Raw genomic sequence first — 1,246 nt, forward strand, 5'->3', positions numbered from 1 at the left:
TAACTTTCCTCTATATCCATCAAGGGACCCAATCCAATTTTTAGTGCGGGAGATTTTCCAGCGCCAGGTCCCGCTCCAACAATAGGCCATAGTATCGGACTTTCAATAAAACCTTAAGCTACTCGCACTGCTCGGTTCGACATTGCGGTGCCAGTCCCGGCTAATATCGATTGAAAAATCATCATAGGGTCCAGCCCACCATTTTTAGCTGAGGCTATAATTGCCGTTGCTAATTGCTTGGGAAGAACTGAGTACAAGTCGAGTTTCTTTTTCTGAGCGGCAAACAGTTCATTATTTTCGTCTCTGGACTCTGCTACCTCAGCTCTGTAATCGCGCTCTGTTTCGAGATCTTCTAACAGCGATCGCACATCAGCATTTCGCCAACCAGCCTGTTTCGCAATATCTGAAATCTTACCTTTGCGTTCAGCTCCACATAAGCATGGTTCTACAATCTCAACGTGAAGCAACAAGGCTAGCTCGCCAGATGGAAGGTAAGATTGGCCAAAAGCTTTGCCACTATTGGCTCTTTGGTCAAAGAGGTTTCCTTGAATTGGGTCTTTGGGCTTTCCGATGTCTGTTCTCTCTGACCCGATGGCTGCTAATATCTGTTCTCTAGTTGCTCCATCTTCCACCCAATCAACAATGTCCGCACCGCCAGCAGCAGGGGGATGCTTCCAGGTACCACTCTCTGGGTAAGAGTAAAGCCATTGACCGGATCCGGTAACCTCTTGAATCTTTTGCATGTGGGCTATCCCTGGTTGATCCATATCAGGAACAAAGACCAGGTGTGGGTACCCTTTTAAGAACTCGTATTGCTCAGCACAGAATCCTGAGGTCCCTCCTTTGTTAGTAATGGTGACCAACCCAAGCGAATTAACGAGATCAACACAGGGCTCACCTTCCGCTATAGCGATCCGCTCTCCCCGCTTCATTGCCTCTATGGCCTTTTGATAATTCAGTACCTCCCAGTCTTTAGAAGTCAAATTCCCTAATCCACTAACCCAGTGGCCATCACTGGTCATTCGAGACTGGCGTATCCGCTTACTGGGATCGACTCGCCTTACTTTAACTACTGGGTTACCCTGTTTATTGCGGTAAATCCATTCACGGGTTTGAGCCTTTCGCTGTTTCTTCTTCGGAGCATTGGGGTCGTGCTTCAGGTAGTCTTGGTGGACAAAGAACATGCCTGGTTGTACTCCACCTACCTCTTTCATAGCAACGTAATCCCCTACCTGATCATTCTTCT

1 protein-coding gene is annotated in these 1,246 nt (G+C 47.6%); it reads right to left on the minus strand.

Annotation, left to right across the window (positions count from 1 at the left end; translation table 11 throughout):
- Window positions 1-113 precede the first annotated feature (113 nt).
- Window positions 114-1,246, minus strand: a 1,133-nt coding sequence (locus F6K49_RS50335; RefSeq protein WP_293110376.1) for a hypothetical protein, incomplete at its 5' end; no start/stop codon positions are given.

The sequence above is a fragment of the Moorena sp. SIO3I6 genome (genome assembly GCF_010672095.1).